The following is a 16331-nucleotide window of genomic DNA, read 5'->3' as shown; positions in this document are numbered from 1 at the left end:
CAGAAGTGAAACGCCGTAGCGCCGATGGTAGTGTGGGGTCTCCCCATGCGAGAGTAGGGAACTGCCAGGCATCAAATTAGAAGTATGGCATTAACTTTCGGGGCAGTTCACTACTCGACAGAGAGTAGGACAAAAGCGAAAGCTTTTGAACGTTGCGAAGCAACGGCCCGAAGGGTGAATCACGAAGTGATTGATAAACTGCCAGGCATCAAATTAAGCAGTAAGCCGGTCATAAACTGGTGGTTGTAAAAAAATTCGGTGGAGCGGTAGTTCAGTTGGTTAGAATACCTGCCTGTCACGCAGGGGGTCGCGGGTTCGAGTCCCGTCCGTTCCGCCACTTATTAAGAGCCCTGAGCATTAGCTCAGGGCTTTTTCTTTGCCTGTCATTTAATTATTGCTCAATTCGCAAAAATCCTCTGCATTTCTCGCTCTTTTTCTACAAAGCGCTGAAGGTCATAATCCCCTCAGTTAACGAACATAGTGATTAAAAAGAGGAATTCTATGACTATCCCTGCATTCGGTTTAGGTACTTTTCGCCTGAAAGACGACGTGGTTATCGCTTCTGTGAAAACGGCGCTTGAACTGGGCTACCGTGCTGTCGACACTGCGCAAATCTATGATAATGAAGTTGCTGTTGGACAGGCGATTGCTGAGAGCGGCGTACCGCGTAATGAGCTGTACATCACCACTAAGATCTGGATTGAAAACCTTAGCAAAGACAAGCTGATCCCAAGCCTGAAAGAGAGCCTGAAAAAACTGCGTACCGATTATGTCGATCTGACGCTGATCCACTGGCCATCTCCGGGTGATGCCGTGTCTGTCGAAGAATTTATGCAGGCATTGCTTGAAGCTAAAAAACAAGGGCTGACTCGCGAAATTGGCATTTCAAACTTCACCATTCCGTTGATGGAAAAGGCTATTGCCGCGGTGGGCGTAGACAATATCGCCACCAACCAGATTGAGCTATCTCCGTATCTGCAGAATCGTAAGGTGGTTGACTGGGCGAAAGCGCACGGTATCCACATCACCTCTTATATGACGCTGGCATACGGCAAAGCGCTGAAAGATGAAGTGATTGCGCGCATTGCGGCTAAACATAATGCGACGCCGGCGCAGGTTATTCTGGCATGGGCAATGGGTGAAGGTTACTCCGTGATCCCTTCATCCACCAGGCGTGAAAACCTGGCAAGCAACCTGCTGGCACTGGAACTGCATCTGGATGCCGAAGATAAAAATGCGATCGCGGCACTGGATTGCAACGACCGCCTGGTTAGTCCGGAAGGTCTGGCCCCTGAGTGGGATTAATTGCCTGACCCTTTGTACCCTTTACCCCCTCTTTCACAGCTCCTACGGGGGCTGTTCTTATATATTCGCTCAAAAAGTCGATAAATGCCCGAATGCGTGTGCTGACGGCGCGATCGCTGTAGTAAACGGCGCTGAAAGGCATTTCTACCGGCAGACGTTTATCGGCCAGCAGTTCCACCAATTCTCCCCGCGCGATCTCTTTATCAATCATATAATCTGAAAGACATGCAATGCCGTTACCGTTCAGGCAAAGCTGTTTTAACGTTTCCCCGCTGTTGGAAGAAATCCCACATTCGACTTCATGGAGCTGCCCATCTCTACAGGCAATCGGCCAGGTATTGAGCGAAACAGGTTCTGAGAACCCCAGGCACAGATGCCGTTTTAACTCTTCAACGGTCTCTGGCTTGCCAAAACGGGCAATATAATCCGGTGAAGCGATAATCTTACGATAACTGGTAAATAACGGGCGTGCGCGCAGACTTGAATCTGTCAACGTGCCTGCGCGTATCGCAACATCCACTTTTCGTTCAATAAGATTGATGAACGTTTCTGAGGAGACAAGAGACAACGTTATTTCCGGATACCGTTCACGAAAAGGTTTAATCAGCGGCATTAGGAAATGCAGCATTACCGGCGTTGCCGCATCGATACGCAGTAAGCCGCGCGGGGTATTACGCGACTCCATGATTTCCGTTTCTGCGGCGGCCATTTCTTGCAGTATCTGCTGCACGCGCCTGAAATATCGCTCTCCTTCTTCAGTCAGGCTCAGCTGTCGTGTCGTACGATTAAGCAGACTGACGCCGAGCTTCATCTCCAGCTTTTTAACTGCCCGGCTGACAGCGGAATTGGCCTGTCCAAGCTGCTCTGCCGCCCGGCTGAAGCTGCCGCTTTCCACGACAGCGACAAAAATTGCGAGTTCTTCGGAGGTGGCTTTCATTTTTGCTCCTGCAGCAAAATTAAATTGATATTTTGGCTATTTTTGTCATTAAAACATCCAGGCATACTGCGTGTCATCTGATTACTGTTGTTATGGAGTTATGTATGCCTCTCGCTTTATTTGCACTGACAATAAGTGCCTTCGCTATCGGTACGACTGAGTTTGTGATTGTCGGCCTGGTGCCGACCATTGCACAACAACTGGCTGTCTCGTTACCTTCCGCCGGAATGCTGGTTTCAATCTATGCGCTGGGGGTGGCTATTGGCGCGCCGGTGCTGACCGCTCTGACCGGACGCCTGCCGCGTAAGCAGTTACTGGTTGCGCTGATGGTCTTGTTTGCGGTGGGGAATTTGCTGGCATGGCAGGCGCCGGGCTATATGACATTAATCGTCGCCCGTCTGCTGACGGGCCTGGCGCACGGCGTGTTCTTCTCGATTGGCTCTACCATCGCGACAAGTCTGGTGCCAAAAGAGAAAGCGGCTTCTGCGATCGCTATTATGTTTGGTGGTTTAACGGTAGCGCTGGTCACAGGCGTTCCGCTGGGCACATTTATCGGTCAGCATTTTGGCTGGCGTGAGACCTTCCTTGCGGTATCACTGTTAGGCGTGATTGCGCTGATGAGTAGTCAATTGTTGATCCCGGCCAATATTCCCGGTCGGGCGGCCGCCAGCATTCGTGACCAGGTGAAAGTACTGACTCATCCTCGTCTGTTGCTGATTTACGCCGTTACGGCGCTGGGCTACGGCGGGGTATTCACGGCATTCACCTTTCTGGCGCCGATGATGCAGGATCTGGCGGGATTCTCCCCGGCAGCGGTAAGCTGGATCTTACTGGGGTATGGCGTATCAGTGGCTATCGGCAATATCTGGGGCGGTAAACTGGCGGATAAGCATGGTGCCGTGCCGGCGCTGAAATTCATTTTCGCCGCGCTGTTTGTTCTGCTGATGGTCTTCCAGGTGACGGCCTCCACACAGTATGCCGCGCTGGCTACCATTCTGGTGATGGGGATCTTTGCCTTCGGTAACGTACCGGGGTTGCAGGTCTACGTGGTACAGAAAGCGGAACAATTCACGCCTAATGCGGTAGATGTGGCGTCAGGTCTGAACATTGCGGCGTTTAACATTGGTATTGCGCTGGGCTCCGTGATTGGCGGGCAAACGGTGGCGCATTACGGTTTGGCGCAGACGCCGTGGATTGGCGCCCTCATTGTTCTGGTGGCTTTCCTGCTGATGGGTGTCAGCGGACGTCTTGATAAACCTGTACGCATTGCTCTGGAGTAAATTATTGATGTAAGCGCCTACTTACAAAACAAACTGCAATTGTTCGTTGAAAGTGAGTGCTAAAATCCCTATAACAGAAGAACCAGTCCGGTTGAGGACTGGTTGACGTTACAGAGGTTTGAAAGTCAAAAGTGCGAAAAAACACCTATGCGATGCGCTATGTTGCCGGACAGCCCGCCGAGCGGATTTTGCCGCCCGGGTCGTTTGCGAGCATCGGCCAGGCATTGCCCGCCGGGGAACCGCTAAGCAGTGAAGAGCGGATCCGTATCCTCGTGTGGAATATATTCAAGCAGCAGCGAGCCGAATGGTTATCGGTGCTGAAGAACTACGGCAAAGATGCGCATCTGGTCCTGTTGCAGGAGGCGCAGACGACGCCTGAACTGGTACAGTTTGCCACCGCTAACTATCTTGCCGCCGATCAGGTTCCCGCTTTTGTATTACCTCAGCATCCGTCTGGCGTCATGACGCTTTCTGCCGCCCATCCTGTTTACTGCTGCCCTTTACGGGAAAGAGAACCGATTTTACGTTTGGCGAAATCAGCCCTGGTGACGGTATATCCCTTGCCGGATACCCGTTTATTAATGGTAGTAAATGTTCATGCGGTAAATTTTAGTCTGGGCGTGGACGTATACAGTAAGCAGTTACTTCCGATCGGCGACCAGATTGCGCACCATAGCGGCCCTGTCATTATGGCGGGTGATTTTAATGCCTGGAGCCGTCCACGTATGAATGCGTTGTACCGCTTTGCACGTGAGATGTCGCTGCGCCAGGTGCGTTTCACTGACGATCAGCGCCGTCGTGCGTTTGGACGACCGCTGGATTTTGTTTTTTATCGTGGGTTAAACGTGAATGAAGCCTCCGTACTGGTGACGCGCGCTTCCGATCACAATCCGCTACTCGTTGAATTCAGTCCCGGCAAACCTGAGCAATAAAGGTGCGTCAGGTCTGCCGTGGGGCAGGCCTCTGCGGGTGCTGCCCTCTATTTTTCTCATAACAGAAGGGCACTACCATGACAACGCATTCCCACCATGACAATGTTGAAAAGCAGTTTGGTTCACAGGCGAACGCCTATTTACATAGCGCCGTTCACGCAGCGGGTCGTGACTTAGCGCGGCTGGCGCAAAGGTTGTCTGATTTTTCCCACGCGAACGTACTGGATATGGGATGTGGGGCTGGACACGCGAGTTTTGTCGCTGCGCAACATGCCAACTCGGTCGTGGCATACGATTTATCCGCCAGCATGCTTGAGGTTGTCGCTGGAGCGGCGGAAGAAAGACATTTAAGTAATATTACTCTCCGGCAAGGCTATGCCGAAAAACTGCCCTTTGAAGATGCATCGTTTGAGGTGGTGATTAGCCGCTATTCCGCGCATCACTGGCACGACGTTGGTCAGGCATTGCGTGAGGTTTATCGTGTATTAAAACCCGGCGGCGTGCTGATTATCATGGATGTCATGTCGCCTGGACATCCTGTACGCGATATCTGGCTGCAAACGGTGGAGGCGTTACGCGACACGTCGCATGTCCGTAACTATTCCAGTGGCGAATGGCTGGCGATGGTCAATAACGCGATGCTGGTAACGAATACCGTGATAACCGATCGTTTATCGCTGGAGTTTCGCTCATGGGTAACGCGGATGCGTACGCCAGCGCCGTTGGTTGAAGCGATTCGATTATATCAGGCGAGTGCCCCGGTAGAGGTGAAGCGTTATTTTGAGTTGCAGGATGACGGCTCGTTTAGCAGCGATACTATCATGCTGGAAGCGCATAAAGCGGTATAGCAATTTAAAAGGCGCCGGGGGAAGCGGCGCCTTTTGGCTTTTTCGTCGGACAATATCAGGAGTCTGGCGTGCTATTGTCCTTCACAAACAACGTAAGCTGATCGCCCGGTTGTAGATTATCCGTATCATGGTTCCAGCGCATTACATCTTTGATATTCACCCCGTGACGTCTGGCGATACTGGAAAGCGAATCGCCTTTACGGACACGATAGGTAATGCTATCGCTATTGTTTGCCAGTCGTTGCGCGCTGCTGCCAGCACCTACGGTCAGGCTTTGCCCGATTTTCAGGCGCGAACCACGCAGGTTGTTCCACTGCTGCAAGTCCTTCGTGCTTACGCCAAGCCGCGAAGCAATACCGGAAAGCGTATCGCCAGAGCGCACCTTATAGCTACGGCTATTCAACGGCGTATTGTCGGCGATCAGTTGGGACTGAACGGCGTCAATCTCACCGGAAGCCAGCGACTCACGCAACTGCTCGGCATGCTTTTTGGGCACCATAACATATTGCGGACCGCTTACGCCTAAGGTAGACCCTTTTACACCGGCATTAAACGTCTTCAGCTTGCTGATAGACATGCCCGCCATATCCGCAACCTGGGCCATTTCAACTGGACTGTTTAAACGAACTCGTGCCAGCGCTCGGCTTTCATCTGTTGTTGGCAGACGTACGCCGTAGCGTTTGCTGTTTTTGAGAATTTCACTCAATGCCAGCATCTTAGGTACGTAGAGTTTTGTTTCTCTGGGCAAAGAAAGCGACCAGAAATCCGTCGGTTTTCCACGCGCTTTGTTTGCTTTAATTGCCCGCATAACACGGCCTTCGCCGCTGTTATACGCTGCAACGGTTAACAGCCAGTCGCCGTCAAACATTTTGTTCAGACGCTGCATCATGTCTAACGCGGCGGTCGTAGAGGCTACAACATCGCGACGCGCGTCATAATTACGGGTCTGCTTTAAACCATAATTGCGCCCTGTGCTCGGTATGATCTGCCAGATGCCTGCGGCATTGGCGCCAGACGTTGCGTGAGGATCAAAAGCGCTCTCCACTATGGGTAGTAGTACCAGCTCCATAGGCATGTTACGTTTCTTAACCTGCCCCGCTATCCAGTACATATACGGCTCTGCCCGTAAAGTTACATCGTGGAGATAGCTCTTATTGCGTAAATACTTCTGTTTCTGTTCGCGAATCCGGCTGTTTTCCGGAATTCCCATCTTTAGCTCGTCGCCAATGAAAGCCCACAAGTCCTGATCTGGCGCGATAGACGTTCCGTCGTCCATCCATCGTGCCTGACTCGTAAACTTTCCTGCTTCCCCTTGACCAGCTGCAGAAAGGCTCTGTGCGTGCTGTTGGACGTTGCCAGTGTTCTGAGACGTCTGGCACCCCACAAGCAGGACAGAGGCGAGTAATATCGCTTTTGCCTTCATGTGTGTGTCAATAGTTGCTTAAAAGACGACCGATCATAACGGCGAAGTTAGCGAATGACAAGTAAGAATTATCAGAACGTGTCTTTCTTTGACCTTAACCATGCAAAACGCGCTTCTGGTTGTTGCAATATTGTTTCTTTGTTTATTTCGTTAATTAAATCAATATCTTCAGTTCTTAAAAAAAGATTAATCTTACGCTCATTTTTAAGAATAACGGGTAATGTCATTTGTTTTTTTACACGTAACTCTTTAACTTTACGATAATATTCATTTATGAACGAATCGTGCGGAAGTATGCTCAATGCGAACTTAATGTTAGCTAAAGTGTATTCGTGAGCACAGCAAATGAGCGTGTCGTCAGGCAGAGAGTTAATTTTCATAAGTGACTGATACATCTGTGATGGCGTGCCTTCAAACAGTCGACCACAGCCACCAGAAAACAGCGTGTCGCCGCAGAATAAGTAAGGGGGGCTAAAGTAACAGACGTGTCCTAACGTGTGGCCCGGCGTGGCAAAAAGAGTAAATTTCTCGCCTAAAACGCGAATAGTATCGCCATCGCCAACAAGATGGGTTGCTCCCTTGTCTTGCGTTTCCGCCGGTCCATAAACCGTCATTTGCGGGAAGTGTTGCAACAGCTCCTTGACTCCGCCAACATGGTCGTGATGGTGATGCGTCAGAAAAATCGCCTCCGGCATCCACTTATGTTCAGCAATGGCCTTTAAGACGGGTGCCGCTTCGCCGGGATCAACAATCACACAGCGGCCTTCATCATTGGTCAGCACCCAGATGTAATTGTCCTGAAACGCGGGAATACTGTTAAGATTCATATATTACCTCTCAAATAATTAGCGGAAGGTTGCGATGAAACCGGCAAGGCTCTCTCAAACTGTCGTTGCGCCCGGATGTTGGGGTGAGTTGCCCTGGGGCAATTACTACCGTGAGGCGCTGGAACAGCAGCTAAATCCGTGGTTTGCAAAAATGTATGGTTTCCATTTGCTTAAAATCGGTAATTTAAGCGCAGAAATCAATTCCGAAGCGTGCGCGGTCTCCCATCAGGTGAATGTTTCGTCGCAGGGGTCGCCGATGCAGGTTCTGGCCGATCCGCTACACCTTCCTTTTGCAGATAAATCCGTCGATGTTTGTCTGCTGGCGCATACTTTGCCGTGGTGTACCGACCCGCACCGTTTATTGCGGGAAGCCGACCGCGTATTGATTGATGACGGTTGGCTGGTCATCAGTGGATTTAACCCGCTGAGTTTGATGGGGTTACGTAAACTGGTACCCGTTTTACGTAAAACACCGCCCTATAATAGTCGGATGTTTACCCTTATGCGGCAACTGGACTGGCTGTCTTTACTCAATTTTGAAGTGCTACATTATAGCCGTTTTCATGTCTTACCCTGGAAAAAGCAGGGAGGGCGGCTATTAAATACGCATATCCCGGCGCTGGGCTGTTTACAGCTTATTGTGGCCCGTAAGCGGACCATCCCGCTTACGCTTAATCCGCTGCGACATAATAAAAGTAAAACCCCTATCCGCCAGACCGTTGGCGCCACCCGGCAATATCGCAAACCGGATGGCTAAGCTTCCGCCTGGTAGCCACTATCTTCCTGCGTGGGATTCATTGCCGCGGCGCGCGCCAGTTCATCACAACGCTCGTTTTCGGGATGGCCTGCATGGCCTTTGACCCATACCCATTTGATCTGATGCTGACCTAACGCAGCATCGAGACGTTTCCAGAGATCGACATTTTTTACGGGTTTCTTTTCCGCTGTTTTCCAGCCGCGTTTCTTCCAGTTATGAATCCATTGGGTAATTCCTTGCCGCACATATTGGCTGTCGGTGCTCAATGTCACTTCGCAATGTTCTTTTAACGCTTCAAGCGCGACGATCGCCGCCATCAGTTCCATACGGTTATTGGTGGTCAGCGTGTAACCTTCACTAAACGTTTTTTCATGACCGCGATAGCGTAAGATAGCGCCATAACCACCAGGCCCTGGATTCCCCAGGCAAGAGCCATCGGTGAAAATTTCTACCTGTTTAAGCATCTCTGGTAGACTTCCTGTAATTGAAATCGATAACAAAACGCAAGTCTGACATAAATGACCGATATGAGCACTGCAATTACACGACAGATTGTCCTCGATACCGAAACCACCGGTATGAACCAGATAGGCGCGCACTATGAAGGTCACAAGATTATTGAGATCGGTGCGGTTGAGGTGATAAACCGTCGTCTGACCGGTAATAACTTCCACGTTTACCTGAAGCCGGATCGGCTGGTGGATCCGGAAGCGTTTGGCGTACACGGCATCGCCGATGAGTTCCTGCTGGATAAGCCGGTTTTTGCTGATGTGGTCGATGAGTTTCTCGATTATATCCGCGGCGCGGAGCTGGTCATCCATAACGCATCGTTCGATATCGGCTTTATGGATTATGAGTTTGGTCTGCTTAAACGCGATATTCCTAAAACCAATACTTTCTGCAAAGTTACCGACAGCCTGGCGTTGGCGCGGAAAATGTTCCCCGGCAAGCGTAACAGCCTTGATGCGCTGTGTTCGCGTTATGAGATAGATAATAGCAAACGTACTTTGCACGGCGCATTGCTCGATGCCCAGATCCTTGCTGAAGTGTATCTGGCGATGACGGGCGGGCAAACGTCCATGACGTTTGCGATGGAAGGAGAGACGCAACGGCAGCAAGGTGAAGAGACCATTCAGCGAATCGTTCGCCAGGCCAGCCGGTTACGGGTCGTTTTTGCCTCTGATGAAGAGCTGGCTGCGCATGAATCGCGGCTTGATCTGGTGCAGAAAAAGGGCGGAAGTTGCCTTTGGCGGGCGTAATTTATTCCTTTTTAGGCTATAAAAATCATCCTTCGGGCGATTTTTGCAGCAACTGATTCAAAAGGTGAGAAAAAGCGTTGACGGGCGACACCGCAAACCGTAATATTCGCCTCGTTCCCAGCGGGAACATAACGGAGCGGTAGTTCAGTTGGTTAGAATACCTGCCTGTCACGCAGGGGGTCGCGGGTTCGAGTCCCGTCCGTTCCGCCAGATACAAATCACAGGATGTTTTTATACATCCTGTGAAGTAAAAAAACCGTATCGCTGTAAAAGGGATACGGTTTTTTTTTCGTCTTCAAGAAGTTCCTCCGTCTATCGTGGAATCTGACGCAAATGGGCCTACGCCTGGATGACGAACAGGATATTACCGCCACTTCTTTCACTGTTATGGTTATTTTGTCCCACTGACATTTAAGGCGCGGCCTCATGGCGGTGCTTAACCGGGATCGGGACATGTTCAGCGCAGAAGCAGACTGCGTAATGTTGATGTCACTCAGATAATCACGGACAACCGCCAGACATGCGTATCATCATTCCAGGGCATCCCACTTCTCCAGCAACTCCACCGGGATTTCATTGATCACCTCCGAGAACCGTTTTCCCACCAGTCTTTCAGCCTGGCGTAACAGTGGGATGGTCGGGCTGCTGGGTTCACTGCTCTCAAACCAGCGACGAATGCACCGCAGGCGTTCCAGCGCATCATTACGATCGCGAATTGGCCCCGGTTCAGCATTGTGTGGGAGGGATATACCGGGGGGCGTGTTGACAGGCGGCACATCCTCTGCCCGTGCCGGAACGGCATTAACCATAACCGTGCCTGCGGGGTCTGGCGCTGGCGACGGAGGGATTTCCGGCGTGGTTGTCTGTACCACGTCAGGCAGCAGCGCCAACAACTGCCGCAGGCGTGAAAAATCTGGAGCCAGATCGCCTAATGTCTCACGCGCCCACACTTGCAGGCGTTCTGCGCTTTCCTGCGCTTCGCGAAACGCCGCCAGCGGTAATGCCCCACGGGCTTCGAGGTCGGCCAGTTGCTGGCGGACGGATTCGGGGGCCAGCGCATCAGCCGGGCGGGGAGCGGATAACGCGCGCTCGACATCCCGTACCTGCAGGCGCAGGGCGGCACTGTTTGACAGCGTGATACCGCGAATGTCTGCCATCACGCCTTCGTGATCCAGCAGCGCCGCCAGGGCATTACTGCGCGCCAGCGCCGCATCTTCAATAGATTCTGCGGATGCGCCTTCGCCGGTAAGCAGCTGTGGATGGAGTGCATCAGACCAGATTACGCTCAGTTCTGCCAGTTGTGTGAGCATTTCCGCCAGTCCCTGTGCGCCAGCCTGCTGGATGCGACTGCGCAGCAGCAGGATCAACACCCGGATATCCTTACTGCGCGTGAGCAGACGGCGCGCATCACGCTCAATTTCCGGCCAGTTCACGGCTTCCGGCGTACTGACAAAATCACCATATTGCGCCTCCGCCTGGGGGGCGGCGCGGCTGAACAGCAGCAGGTATTCCGGATCGTACTCCGGATCGGGGCCGCAGGGTTGTTCCGCGCTTACCGGTTTAGTCAGGGACATGTCCATATCATTACTCTCAGTGGGTTAAGCCGTGTTCAGGTTCAAAAATCATGCCGGTCACCGGACGGTCATGCATGGCTTTACCTGCCCAGGCCGTCCAGCCAAGCCGCTGCGTGCCGCCGATCACCGCAGGCGGTGCGGCATGAGGCTTCAACTGCAGCTCAATTTCCCAGCAATATTCAAAACCGATGAACGTACGCACCAGTTCTGTCAGCACGGGCAGATTGTTGCCGCCGGGCAGAAAACGCAGGTAATCCTCCAGCGTGAGCGGGCCGATAATTAGCCGGAATTTGTACTGCATATCCGGTACGGCCTGGCCGATAAGCGCCCCGTTGCCCAGCACCGAAGACTGCGCGGGCGTGCCCAGACGGGTGATTTCATCGTTCGCCACCGTTATCCAGTGCAGGGCGAATTCTTTCACCGCAAAAGGTACGCTGAAATAGTGTGCCAGCGTGGCGGCCAGCCCGTCAGGATTACGCGATTCGCGTACCAGATGAGCGGAGGCTGCCAGGCGAACATGATCCGACAGCGGGCTTTCGGCACTTTCCCGTAGATCCTGCCCGCTGAGACTGGCGATATAAAACGCAAAACGGTCGTGTTCCGGTTTGTCCAGCCCGCCACCAGCGGACTGGGCGCTGCGCCATGCCTGCCAGAACTGCGTCAGCCAGCGGTGGTGAAAAATATTGGAAAAATGAACCAGCGTCGGATCGTGACGGCTCTCTGAGCGATTTAGCGCCAGCTCGGTATAGTGCAGCGGCAACGGGCCGTTTGGCCCCCACAGTCCGAGGCTGTACAGGCTCAGGTGCAGGCGTCCATCCTGCCAGCTGACCTGGGCGATTTCCCGTGGCGCAAAGGTCATCGTCGGCGTCTGTCCCAGACGGAATTTTTCCATCCGTGGCTGCCAGATACTGCCTGCCGGAGTATCACAGAGCTGGGCATCCACGCGCCGCATCAGGTTCAGGAATCCGTAACGCCATGGGGTTTTCTGCGCCTGGTCGAGAGCGCCGGTCATACGCTCCCCCGTTGCCCGGTTCTTACCGGCCAGGTCATGACATGCCCGCGTTGCATCGAGTGCAGCGCCATCTGTGAGAAGGTATTAATGGAAACATGGCGGGCAATATAGTGTTCCAGCACCAGACCGAACAGGTAAGGACTGATACCGGAAAATCCTTCTTCGTCCACGGTCAGTTCGCAACTGACGCCCCGGCCATAGACCAACAGACCGGAGCCGGGCAGGCGGCGGGTCACCGGGGTGGTTTTGCAGCCAATCAGGCTGCGCACCTGGCGCGACTGCGGGCTGTCGTGAGCCGGAATAAACAGATTCAGCAGATCGCGCAGCGCCTGACCGCCGGTACGGTGATCCAGATCGGCCAGCGGCAGATAATTAAACGACAACTGCCGGATCAGCCGCCAGGCCATTTCGCGTTCAGCCAGCGGCGGCTGCGGCGGGCGCGGCGGTCTGATAAGACCCACGCCCGCCACCGGAATCGCCGCATCTACGGTCAGATCATCCCGGCCATTACGTGGAATAAGGCAGGGCAGATCGCGGTTAGTCACCATTGCCGTGACGGTGATATGGCGCAGATTTTCCGGGTAGGGCGCTTCATGCTGATCAACCAGCGACAGGAAGACTTCCGAGCCGGTATAGGGGGTTCGGGTGCCATAGCGGCGGGCGTTTTCTGATGAGCGGCGCGGCTCACGACGCAGTGAAAAATAACGCCCGTGGTTGCCTTCGTCATTATTACGGGTGTGATACAGCGGACGAAAAATCATCTTCCGTGTGGTTTCCGCTTCCAGGCCTTCGACTTCCTGAACAGAAAACACCTCGTAATCCAGCGGACGGGTACGATCCACCACCAGATGCTGTTCCGTCACGCTGTGAGTAACTTCAATCCGGGTGGTGGTGCGGGGAAACAGGTTGATCACCGGCGTACAGAACAGGCTGAACTGTGCAGCGTCCGTCTGATGAATCAGCCAGTCCGGCGGCAGGCGGTTAAGCAGTATGACAATTTCCGCCACATTGCCCTGCACCTTTTGTAACCCGGCAGACAATCCGGTCGGGGTGAAGAAGTAAAACCGTTCCGGACAGGCGAAAAATTCATGGAGCAGATTATGGCCGTGAAACACGTTCCAGGCGAGCGGCAGCAGCCCCTGCCCTGGCTCCAGCCCTTCGTGCGCCACCGGGTGTTGAAGATTCACATTCAGTTCGCCGTCAAAGTGACCGGGTTCACCGGCCAGTGTGGCGACGGCGCTGGTATGCAGCAGCTCAAACAGGTGTGACGCAATGCGTTCTTCGCCGCAGAGGTAAAAGGGCAGCCGTGCCGGACCGGCCAGCTCGCTGAAAGTCAGTTCCCCGAAGGTTCGCAGGGTGATGCGCAATGCCCCGGCGACATGAATATTAGGCGGCAGATAGCGGTGCAGGGCGGGCATATCCGGTGGCGCGGCGGTCAGGCGTACCTCCTCGATGGACAGCGGCCACAGCGTGACGTCCTGGCTGCTGCGAAACTGGCAGGCGGTATTTTCGCCTTCCGGGATAGGGGAAACGAACGCGGTATCGCGCGGCACGGTGACCCCTTTCGCCAGGTCGCCTTCCTGCGTATCGGGATACAGCTTTACCACTGCCATCGATGGCGTGGGGGTGACGTAATTGGGGCTGACGACTTCCAGTAACCGCTGTGTGAAGCGGGGAAACTCGGCGTCAATTTTTAGCTGAGTACGGGCGCTCAGAAAGCTGAACGCCTCGATCATGCGTTCCACATACGGGTCGGCAATATCGCTTCCCTGCATCCCCAGTCGGGCGGCAATTTTGGGATGGAGGGTGGCGAACTCAGCACCGGTCTCCCGCAGGTAGCTCAGTTCGCGGTTGTAATACTCCAGTAGCCGTGGATCCATGAATAATGCCCTGTATTAAAAGAACGTAATGCGGCTCAGTTCCATATCCAGCGCGCTGCGTACCATAAACTCCGTGGGATACGGCTGCGTCAGAATTTGTCCGCGAATTTCAAACTGTAGCGTGTTATAGCTACCCTGCCGGGTTTTATCGAGCAATGGCGTGACCCTGAGTGTGGCGGCGTTCAGCCGGGGTTCGAAACGAATAATGGCGCGCCGGATCGCCTCGCTGATATCGTCCCACTTATGCTCATACATAAAGCTGCCCGCCAGCGGCGGCAGGCCATAGTTGAGCACTGACGCCGCCGCCTGCGGATAGCGCCGGGCGTCGATGTCACCCTCGTGGCTAATGGTATTGAGCAAAAAGGAGAGATCCCGACGAATGATCTCCTTCAGTTGTACCGGCGTGACGCTGATATCCCGGTCAATTTTCTGATACGGAGCATTGTCACACAGCCGATCAAATAGGGTGGGCAGCAGGTGGTTAGCGGGTGTAAAACGAGACGTGCTCATGCGCCATCGTTTTCCTGAGCATGAAAGGTACAATGGGCCATGTCCAGCAGGCTGATATCGCCGTGGCTGGTCAGCCAGACTTTCTGCCCCAGCGCCCGCACGGTGGTTTCGCCGGGACCGTCCTGCCAGGCGGTTTCCCGGCACAGACGCAGGGCGTCAGATGCACTTTCCGAACCGCTGTAACGGGTAAAGAGCCAGGCACCGTGCGTATCGCCATTCATCAGGGTGATATTAATGGGTTTCCACAGCAGATCGGTCAGGCGCGTCGGCTGCGGCGATTCCAGCGAGCGTATTTGCGAAAACGGTAGCCAGATATACACGCCGCCGGTGACCAGCTCAAGTACCGGGCCAAGGCGGGAATCGCTGTCGCTCGCCCAGTCAAACGCGCCGCCGTTCCACTGCCCGCCCGTGTCTGTTATGGCTTCCAGTGCGGTATTACGGTGTTTATCAACCTCACCGGTATCGTCATGACAGGCGAGTGCCGCCAGCAGTGACTCCACCCAAACGGGCTGCGGCAGAAGGAAACCGGGTCGTTGTTCACCCTGAAAAACGGTGCGGCGGAACATTTCGCAGCGAACCAGCTCCCGGTACAGCCGGGCCTCCTGGGTATAATTAGCCTCCATCCTGGCGCATAGCTGAAGTTGGTGTAGCGCCCGCGACCAGTCTCCGGCCACACACAGCAACTGAAACAGGCTGTGGCGGCAGAGCGCTTTCGCCGGATTTTCCCGAACCTGCTGCTCCGCCATCTGAATTCCCTCTGCAATAGAGTATTCCTGTAGCAGCGCGGACAGGGTAGCAGGAAGCGTGTCAGTTTTTTTCATGGGCGGTATTTCCATTTTTCTGTGTCGGAGTGATTCGGTAGTGGCTGTCGATGCCAATAATACGATGCTCGCGGCGGGTCAGATCGGGCAGTATCTCGCTATGTGCGGTTTTCCCCGCCTGTTCCGGCGAGAGCAGTTGCAGGATATCGGGCATTGATTCCATCGCCAGCCAGTGCATTTCACCCTCACCGGTCGTGTCCAGCGTATCCAGAATGGCATCAATACCGGGCGCGCCTGCCACCATATCCTGTAACGTGTCGGTGTCGCCCTTTTTATCGTATAACGACGTCAAATCCTGGGTGACAGCGTCTTCATTTCGGGGAAACGGTTTAGGACGGAGGGGCTTTTCCTGCCCGGAGGGCCGCAATGCCTGCTGATATTCCTGGTAAAGCTGGTGTAGCGTGCTATCCGCTTCATGGCCGGTGTAAGAGGACGCGGTTTCCCGGACGGGAATAATATCGAACGGGTTCTGCGGATTGAGCTGTTGTTGTTTAAACCAGTCCAGATCCAGGTACTCAGCAACGGATTCAGATGACTGAACCAACTGAGGAAACGAAACATCGGGACGGGACTCATCATTGGTGCGGGCAAGGCACCAGGATGACAGACCCCATTCAATCGTATCTCCATCATTCAGCCGCATACGGTGATGAGGTTCCATCACCTGCTCATTGACGGCACAGCACAGTTCATCAGAGTGATTAACAATCCACCACGCCTCTTCGTGGCGAACAAGACTGAGCGCGATATCGTCTTTCCCATGTTGCTCAAAAAGCGGAATGTAGGGGGCGGCGGCAGTAAATACGATGTATGTCCCTGCGGGATACTGTGCGTTATCCGTTATACCCTGCGACTGTATTTTCCGTAATTCCCACATGTCTTGTTTCATTATGTCCCTTAAATGTATTTATTTTTCTGGAGGAAACGTTTAGGGAGTTTTAATTCATAAATAATTTTAACTAAATT

Annotated in this window: 16 protein-coding genes and 2 tRNA genes; 8 read left to right on the top strand and 10 right to left on the bottom strand. The window is 53.6% G+C overall.

Going from position 1 to position 16331, the window contains the following annotated elements; translation table 11 throughout:
- Nucleotides 1-260 precede the first annotated feature (260 nt).
- Nucleotides 261-337: transfer RNA gene (locus tag ACLJPE_RS20945), tRNA-Asp, on the top strand.
- Between the two features lie 164 nt (nucleotides 338-501).
- Nucleotides 502-1305 carry a 2,5-didehydrogluconate reductase DkgB gene (gene dkgB / locus ACLJPE_RS20940; protein ID WP_000154887.1) on the top strand — a complete coding sequence of 268 codons (804 nt, stop codon included), beginning with the start codon at nucleotides 502-504 and terminating at the stop codon, nucleotides 1303-1305.
- Here the strand turns inward: dkgB and yafC are convergent.
- A complete protein-coding gene (gene yafC / locus ACLJPE_RS20935; protein WP_000648532.1) occupies nucleotides 1271-2242 on the bottom strand; it encodes a DNA-binding transcriptional regulator YafC in 972 nt (323 codons plus the stop codon). The genes dkgB and yafC overlap by 35 nt on opposite strands.
- Nucleotides 2243-2346: 104 nt before the next feature.
- Between yafC and ACLJPE_RS20930 the strand changes: the two genes are divergently transcribed.
- The 3 genes from ACLJPE_RS20930 to ACLJPE_RS20920 all read left to right on the top strand — a co-directional run bounded on the left by ACLJPE_RS20930 (nucleotide 2347) and on the right by ACLJPE_RS20920 (nucleotide 5302).
- Complete coding sequence (locus ACLJPE_RS20930; RefSeq protein WP_024155100.1) at nucleotides 2347-3522, top strand: MFS transporter; 1176 nt, start codon at nucleotides 2347-2349, stop codon at nucleotides 3520-3522.
- A 131-nt stretch (nucleotides 3523-3653) separates the two neighbouring features.
- Nucleotides 3654-4454: an endonuclease/exonuclease/phosphatase family protein gene (locus tag ACLJPE_RS20925; RefSeq protein ID WP_001230970.1), complete on the top strand. Its 801-nt coding sequence runs from the start codon at nucleotides 3654-3656 to the stop codon at nucleotides 4452-4454.
- A 77-nt stretch (nucleotides 4455-4531) separates the two neighbouring features.
- On the top strand, nucleotides 4532-5302 hold the full coding sequence (locus ACLJPE_RS20920) for a class I SAM-dependent methyltransferase (RefSeq protein WP_000207221.1): 771 nt from the start codon (nucleotides 4532-4534) through the stop codon (nucleotides 5300-5302).
- 55 nt (nucleotides 5303-5357) lie between these two features.
- Here ACLJPE_RS20920 and mltD read toward each other — a convergent pair whose 3' ends face one another.
- The gene (gene mltD, locus ACLJPE_RS20915; RefSeq protein WP_000644706.1) at nucleotides 5358-6725 is read right to left on the bottom strand and encodes a murein transglycosylase D; all 1368 of its coding nucleotides are present in this window, start codon (nucleotides 6723-6725) and stop codon (nucleotides 5358-5360) included.
- A gap of 71 nt (nucleotides 6726-6796) precedes the next feature.
- Entirely contained in the window at nucleotides 6797-7552 is a 756-nt protein-coding gene (gene gloB, locus ACLJPE_RS20910; RefSeq protein WP_039514496.1) for a hydroxyacylglutathione hydrolase, read from the bottom strand.
- Between the two features lie 34 nt (nucleotides 7553-7586).
- Here gloB and ACLJPE_RS20905 point away from each other — a divergent pair, with 34 nt between their 5' ends.
- A complete protein-coding gene (locus tag ACLJPE_RS20905) occupies nucleotides 7587-8309 on the top strand; it encodes a class I SAM-dependent methyltransferase (protein ID WP_000801238.1) in 723 nt (240 codons plus the stop codon).
- Here ACLJPE_RS20905 and rnhA read toward each other — a convergent pair.
- On the bottom strand, nucleotides 8306-8773 hold the full coding sequence (gene rnhA, locus ACLJPE_RS20900; RefSeq protein WP_000917872.1) for a ribonuclease HI: 468 nt from the start codon (nucleotides 8771-8773) through the stop codon (nucleotides 8306-8308). The genes ACLJPE_RS20905 and rnhA overlap by 4 nt on opposite strands.
- A 63-nt stretch (nucleotides 8774-8836) precedes the next feature.
- On the opposite strand from rnhA, the gene dnaQ reads away from it, so the two are divergent.
- Together dnaQ and ACLJPE_RS20890 are read left to right on the top strand one after the other, a co-directional pair.
- Nucleotides 8837-9568 carry a DNA polymerase III subunit epsilon gene (gene dnaQ / locus ACLJPE_RS20895; protein WP_001562201.1) on the top strand — a complete coding sequence of 244 codons (732 nt, stop codon included), beginning with the start codon at nucleotides 8837-8839 and terminating at the stop codon, nucleotides 9566-9568.
- A 133-nt stretch (nucleotides 9569-9701) separates the two neighbouring features.
- Nucleotides 9702-9778: transfer RNA gene (locus tag ACLJPE_RS20890), tRNA-Asp, on the top strand.
- Between the two features lie 320 nt (nucleotides 9779-10098).
- On the opposite strand, the gene ACLJPE_RS20885 is transcribed toward ACLJPE_RS20890, so the two are convergent.
- From ACLJPE_RS20885 to tagK, 6 genes are read right to left on the bottom strand one after another with little or no spacing between them, the layout of a single operon-like run.
- Nucleotides 10099-11148 (bottom strand): ImpA family type VI secretion system protein, encoded by a 1050-nt coding sequence (locus ACLJPE_RS20885; RefSeq protein ID WP_000367618.1) that lies wholly within the window; start codon nucleotides 11146-11148, stop codon nucleotides 10099-10101.
- 10 nt (nucleotides 11149-11158) lie between these two features.
- Nucleotides 11159-12154 carry a type VI secretion system baseplate subunit TssG gene (gene tssG / locus ACLJPE_RS20880; RefSeq protein WP_023262999.1) on the bottom strand — a complete coding sequence of 332 codons (996 nt, stop codon included), beginning with the start codon at nucleotides 12152-12154 and terminating at the stop codon, nucleotides 11159-11161.
- A complete protein-coding gene (gene tssF / locus ACLJPE_RS20875) occupies nucleotides 12151-14034 on the bottom strand; it encodes a type VI secretion system baseplate subunit TssF (RefSeq protein ID WP_039514494.1) in 1884 nt (627 codons plus the stop codon). The genes tssG and tssF overlap by 4 nt, the downstream gene beginning before the upstream one ends.
- Before the next feature lie 15 nt (nucleotides 14035-14049).
- The gene (gene tssE, locus ACLJPE_RS20870) at nucleotides 14050-14544 is read right to left on the bottom strand and encodes a type VI secretion system baseplate subunit TssE (protein ID WP_000108008.1); all 495 of its coding nucleotides are present in this window, start codon (nucleotides 14542-14544) and stop codon (nucleotides 14050-14052) included.
- The gene (locus ACLJPE_RS20865) at nucleotides 14541-15365 is read right to left on the bottom strand and encodes a type VI secretion system accessory protein TagJ (RefSeq protein WP_001642663.1); all 825 of its coding nucleotides are present in this window, start codon (nucleotides 15363-15365) and stop codon (nucleotides 14541-14543) included. Before ACLJPE_RS20865 ends, tssE begins: the two co-directional genes overlap by 4 nt.
- Complete coding sequence (tagK, locus tag ACLJPE_RS20860; RefSeq protein ID WP_001524811.1) at nucleotides 15352-16254, bottom strand: type VI secretion system-associated protein TagK; 903 nt, start codon at nucleotides 16252-16254, stop codon at nucleotides 15352-15354. The genes ACLJPE_RS20865 and tagK overlap by 14 nt, the downstream gene beginning before the upstream one ends.
- Between the last annotated feature and the right edge of the window lie 77 nt (nucleotides 16255-16331).

Source organism: Salmonella sp. SAL04196 (assembly GCF_046550835.1).
In the GTDB taxonomy this organism is placed as follows: domain Bacteria; phylum Pseudomonadota; class Gammaproteobacteria; order Enterobacterales; family Enterobacteriaceae; genus Salmonella; species Salmonella enterica.
This window is presented reverse-complemented; position numbering and strand designations above follow the sequence as displayed.

Excerpts from the sequence above, each read along its gene's own strand:
- dkgB (WP_000154887.1), top strand. The coding sequence starts at position 502 with ATGACTATCCCTGCATTCGGTTTAGGTACTTTTCGCCTGAAAGACGAC.
- yafC (WP_000648532.1), bottom strand. The coding sequence starts at position 2,242 with ATGAAAGCCACCTCCGAAGAACTCGCAATTTTTGTCGCTGTCGTGGAA.
- ACLJPE_RS20930 (WP_024155100.1), top strand. The coding sequence starts at position 2,347 with ATGCCTCTCGCTTTATTTGCACTGACAATAAGTGCCTTCGCTATCGGT.
- ACLJPE_RS20920 (WP_000207221.1), top strand. The coding sequence starts at position 4,532 with ATGACAACGCATTCCCACCATGACAATGTTGAAAAGCAGTTTGGTTCA.
- mltD (WP_000644706.1), bottom strand. The coding sequence starts at position 6,725 with ATGAAGGCAAAAGCGATATTACTCGCCTCTGTCCTGCTTGTGGGGTGC.
- gloB (WP_039514496.1), bottom strand. The coding sequence starts at position 7,552 with ATGAATCTTAACAGTATTCCCGCGTTTCAGGACAATTACATCTGGGTG.
- ACLJPE_RS20905 (WP_000801238.1), top strand. The coding sequence starts at position 7,587 with ATGAAACCGGCAAGGCTCTCTCAAACTGTCGTTGCGCCCGGATGTTGG.
- rnhA (WP_000917872.1), bottom strand. The coding sequence starts at position 8,773 with ATGCTTAAACAGGTAGAAATTTTCACCGATGGCTCTTGCCTGGGGAAT.
- dnaQ (WP_001562201.1), top strand. The coding sequence starts at position 8,837 with ATGAGCACTGCAATTACACGACAGATTGTCCTCGATACCGAAACCACC.
- ACLJPE_RS20885 (WP_000367618.1), bottom strand. The coding sequence starts at position 11,148 with ATGGACATGTCCCTGACTAAACCGGTAAGCGCGGAACAACCCTGCGGC.
- tssG (WP_023262999.1), bottom strand. The coding sequence starts at position 12,154 with ATGACCGGCGCTCTCGACCAGGCGCAGAAAACCCCATGGCGTTACGGA.
- tssF (WP_039514494.1), bottom strand. The coding sequence starts at position 14,034 with ATGGATCCACGGCTACTGGAGTATTACAACCGCGAACTGAGCTACCTG.
- tssE (WP_000108008.1), bottom strand. The coding sequence starts at position 14,544 with ATGAGCACGTCTCGTTTTACACCCGCTAACCACCTGCTGCCCACCCTA.
- ACLJPE_RS20865 (WP_001642663.1), bottom strand. The coding sequence starts at position 15,365 with ATGAAAAAAACTGACACGCTTCCTGCTACCCTGTCCGCGCTGCTACAG.
- tagK (WP_001524811.1), bottom strand. The coding sequence starts at position 16,254 with ATGAAACAAGACATGTGGGAATTACGGAAAATACAGTCGCAGGGTATA.